The 3,921-nt window shown below is 72.4% G+C and carries 2 protein-coding genes and 1 pseudogene; 2 read left to right on the forward strand and 1 reads right to left on the reverse strand.

All coding sequences use genetic code 11. The annotated features are described in order from the left end of the window. The first annotated feature begins 21 nt into the window (after positions 1 to 21). A complete protein-coding gene (locus QH283_RS23680) occupies positions 22 to 1,251 on the forward strand; it encodes an acyl-CoA dehydrogenase family protein (protein WP_280505143.1) in 1,230 nt (409 codons plus the stop codon). Next, entirely contained in the window at positions 1,251 to 2,396 is a 1,146-nt protein-coding gene (locus QH283_RS23685) for an acyl-CoA dehydrogenase family protein (RefSeq protein ID WP_280505142.1), read from the forward strand. Before QH283_RS23680 ends, QH283_RS23685 begins: the two co-directional genes overlap by 1 nt. 512 nt (positions 2,397 to 2,908) lie before the next feature. On the opposite strand, the pseudogene QH283_RS23690 reads toward QH283_RS23685, so the two are convergent. Then, positions 2,909 to 3,921 (reverse strand): annotated as a pseudogene (locus QH283_RS23690) (Fe-S oxidoreductase); the annotation flags it as partial.

The raw sequence follows: 3,921 nt of genomic DNA on the forward strand, positions 1-3,921 counted from the left end.
CCTGTGCAGCCGGGAGGACAGATGGATTTCAACTGGTCAGAGGCCGACCTGGCCTTTCGGGACGAGGTGCGAGCCTTTCTCGACGAGAAACTAACGCCCGAGATCCGCCGGGCCGGACGCCTCATGACGAGCGTCTATCCCGACCACGAGGCCAGCATGGCCTGGCAGGCGATCCTGCACGAGCGCGGCTGGGCCGCGCCGCACTGGCCGGTGAAGTACGGCGGGTGCGCCTGGAGTCTGACCCAGCACTACATCTTCAGCCGCGAGTGCACGCTCGCCGGCGCGCCGGTGCTCTCGCCGATGGGTATCCGCATGGTCGCGCCCGCGATCATCGCCTACGGCACCGAGGAGCAGAAGAACTTCTTCCTGCCGCGCATCCTCACCGGCGAGGTGTTCTTCTGCCAGGGCTACTCCGAGCCCGAGGCGGGCTCGGACCTGGCGTCGCTGTCGATGGCCGCCGTCGACGACGGCGCGGATTTCATCTGCACCGGCTCGAAGATCTGGACCACCCACGCCACCGAGGCGAACTGGATCTTCTGCCTGGTCCGCACCTCGCGCACCGGCAAGAAGCAGGAGGGCATCACCTTCCTGCTGATCGACATGACCAGCCCGGGCATCGAGATCCGCCCGCTGGTCATGTCGTCCGGCGAAGAAGTGCAGAACCAGGTCTTCTTCGACAACGTGCGCGTGCCCAAGAGCAATGTGCTCGGCCAGATCGACGACGGTTGGACCGTGGCCAAGTACCTGCTCGTGCACGAGCGCGGCGGCGCGATGGCGCCGATGCTGCAGGTGATGGCGCAGGAGCTGACCGAGGCGGCGGCCTCGCAGCCCGCCCCCGACGGCGGCAGGCTCATCGACTACCCGGCCTTCGCCTCGCGCCTGGCCGACGCCCGCATCCGCACCGAGGTGCTCGAGGTGCTCGAACACCGCACGCTGTCGCTGATGGCGCAGGGCAAGAACCCCGGACCGTCCTCGTCGATGCTGAAGATCCTGTCGACCGAACTGAGCCAGCAGCTCACCGAACTGGCGCTGGAGGCGGCCGGACCGCTGGGCTGGGCCTACCAGCCGCACGCCACCGCGCCGGGCGGCCCGGTCGCCAACTACACCCCGCCCGCCGACGGCTACCACAGCGGCGCGGAGTGGCAGGCCGTGGCGCCGTTGCGCTACTTCAACGACCGTGCCGGCTCGATCTACGCGGGCAGCAACGAAATTCAGCGAAACATTCTCGCCAAGGCAGCATTGGGGCTCTGATGGACTTCACACCCACCGAGGAGCAGCAGCTCCTGCGCGACACCGTCGCCGGTTACCTCGCCGCCCGTTACGACCTCGAGAAGAGCCGCGCCGCCATCAAGACCGGCGAGGGCTGGCAGCCCGCCATCTGGCGCGGCTTCGCCGAGGAACTCGGCATTCTCGGCGCGACCCTGCCCGAGGAGGTCGACGGCATGGGCGGCGGACCCGCCGAACTGCAGATCATCGCCGAGGAACTGGGCCGCGCGCTGGTCGCCGAGCCGTTCATCGACACCGTGGTGGTGGGCGCGGGCCTGCTCGGCCGCTCCGGCGGCCAGGAGGAACTGCTGCGCGGCATCGCCGCCGGTTCGGTGCGCGTCGCCTTCGCCGCGCTGGAGAAGACCTCAGGCAACGTGCTCGACGCCGTGCGGACCACCGCCCGCCGCGACGGCGACGAGTGGGTGCTCGACGGGACCAAGATCCTGGTCACCAGCGCGCCGCTGGCCACCCATCTGATCGTGTCGGCCCGCACCTCCGGCGAGGAGCGCGACACCGACGGTCTCTCGCTGTTCGTGCTGCCCTTCGACCCGCAGAACCTGCCCGAAGGCGTCGAGTACCACCCGTACCGCACGATCGACGACCGCCAGGCCGCCGATTTCGTGTTCACCGGCCTGCGCCTGCCCGCCGACGCCCTGCTCGGCGCCGAGGGCGAGGCCTGGGCGGTGATCGAGCCGACCGCCGCCGAGGCCGTCGCCGCCATCAGCGCCGAGGCCGTCGGCCTGCTGCGCAAGGTGTTCACCGACACCGTCGAGTACACCAAGCAGCGCCAGCAGTTCGGCGTGCCCATCTCGAGCTTCCAGGCCCTGCAGCACCGCATGGTCGACATGTACATGGAACTCGAGCAGGCCGCCGCCGCCGCGCAACTCGCGGGCGCCGCCCTGTCCGCCGCCGACTCCGCCGAACGCGCCCGCGCCCTGTCGGCCGCCAAGGTGACCATCGGCCGCGCCGCCCGCTTCATCGGCCAGAACGCCGTCCAGTTGCACGGCGCCATGGGCATGACCGAGGAACTGGCCATCGGCCACTACTTCAAGCGGCTGACCGTCCTCGAGCGGGAATTCGGCAGCACGGATTACCACCGCACCCGGTACGCGGAACTCACGCGGCCGTGAGGCGATGACGAGGAAATGCCCGGAACCGTTGAGGTTCCGGGCATTTCGTCTGTGACGAGTCGTCTTCTCAGCAGTGCGCGGGTGTCGGAGTCGACTGTGACGGCGCGTCTGCGTCCGGTGTCGTGTCCCGCGGACGGTCAGATGCCCGCTGAAAGGCTGGGCGGGAACCACTGCAGGAACTCGGGGAACGAGGCGCAGTGGCGGCGCTGCCTGCACCGGGCCAGCACTGGCCCCCGCCGCCCGCTCCCGGCATCGGGTCGACGGATCCGACCTCGACTACCTCGACGAAGCAGTTCCGGTGCCGGACCCGAGGGAAGCGGAGTGAGCAAGCGACTCCCTCGAACACGCGCCGAAGGGCAGTCGGACCGCTGGGCGGGTTCTCCTCGAACGTTGTATGCCGGGCCATCCGAAGGAAACCGAATAGGGCGGGTGATCGGAAGGCGCGGAAAGTAATTCGGCCCCGGATCGGAGTGACCGGTCCGGGGCCGAACGGTGTGTGTGCGGTTTCCGCGTCAGTTGCGGCGGCCAGGGGCCTTGGCGCCGGACCTGAAGCCGAGGGCGCCGGGCTTGGCGGTCGGCGGGGCGGGACGGTCCGCCTCGTCGTTCGCGGACGCCTTCGCGGTGCCGTTCGCCGTGCCGTTGGTCTCCGTGGCCGGAGCCGGGGCGGATTCCGCGGGGGCCGACTTCTCCGGGGTCGGAGCGGCCTGCTCCTCGGCCTCGGCCGGTTCGGCCGGAGCCTCGGCGGCGGGGGCGGCGGGAGCCTTGGCGCCGGGGGCCTTCGCACCCGGGCGCTTGAAGCCGGGCTTCATGGCCAGGCCGACGGCGGGCTTGCTCGGCAGCGTTTCGGTGGGAGCCGCAGCCGCCTCCGCCGCAGGGCCGGAATCCGTCGCCGGAGCGGTTTCCCCGGCGGGCGCCGATTCCGTGGCGGGAGCCTCGTCGGCGGCCGGAGTGGCCGCCCCGGCGCCGGGAGCCTTGGGGCCGGGGCGCTTGAAGCCGGACTTCATGGCCAGGCCGACGGCGGGCTTGGTCGGCAGCGTCTCGGCAGCGGCCGAGGCCGTCTCCGTGGCGGGAGCTTCCGACTCGGCAGCGGCGTCGGCAGGAGCCGAAGCTGCGGCCTTGGCACCCGGGGCCTTGGCGGCGCCCTTCATGCCGAGTCCCTTGCCGGGGGCCTTGGCCGGGCCCTTCATGGCCAGACCCTTGACGGGCTTGGCCTCCGCGGCGGTCGAGGCCTCGGCGGGCGATTCGGCGGGGGCGTCGGCGGTCTTGGCGCCGGGGGCCTTGGCGGCGCCCTTCATGCCGAGTCCGCCGCCACCGGGGGCCTTGCCGCCCTTCATCGCCAGACCGCCGCCCTTGGGCGCGGCCGTGGCGGCGGGCGCAGCCTCCGGCGCGGGGGGGGGGGGGCCCCGGGCGGGGGGGGGGGGGGGGGGGCGGGCGGGGGCCCCGCGCCGGGGGGGGGCCCCCCCCCCGGGGGGGGGGCCCGGGGCCGGGGCGGGGCGGCCGGGGGGGGGGGGGGGCCCCCGGGGCC

This window comes from Nocardia farcinica (assembly GCF_029867845.1).
GTDB lineage: Bacteria > Actinomycetota > Actinomycetes > Mycobacteriales > Mycobacteriaceae > Nocardia > Nocardia farcinica_A.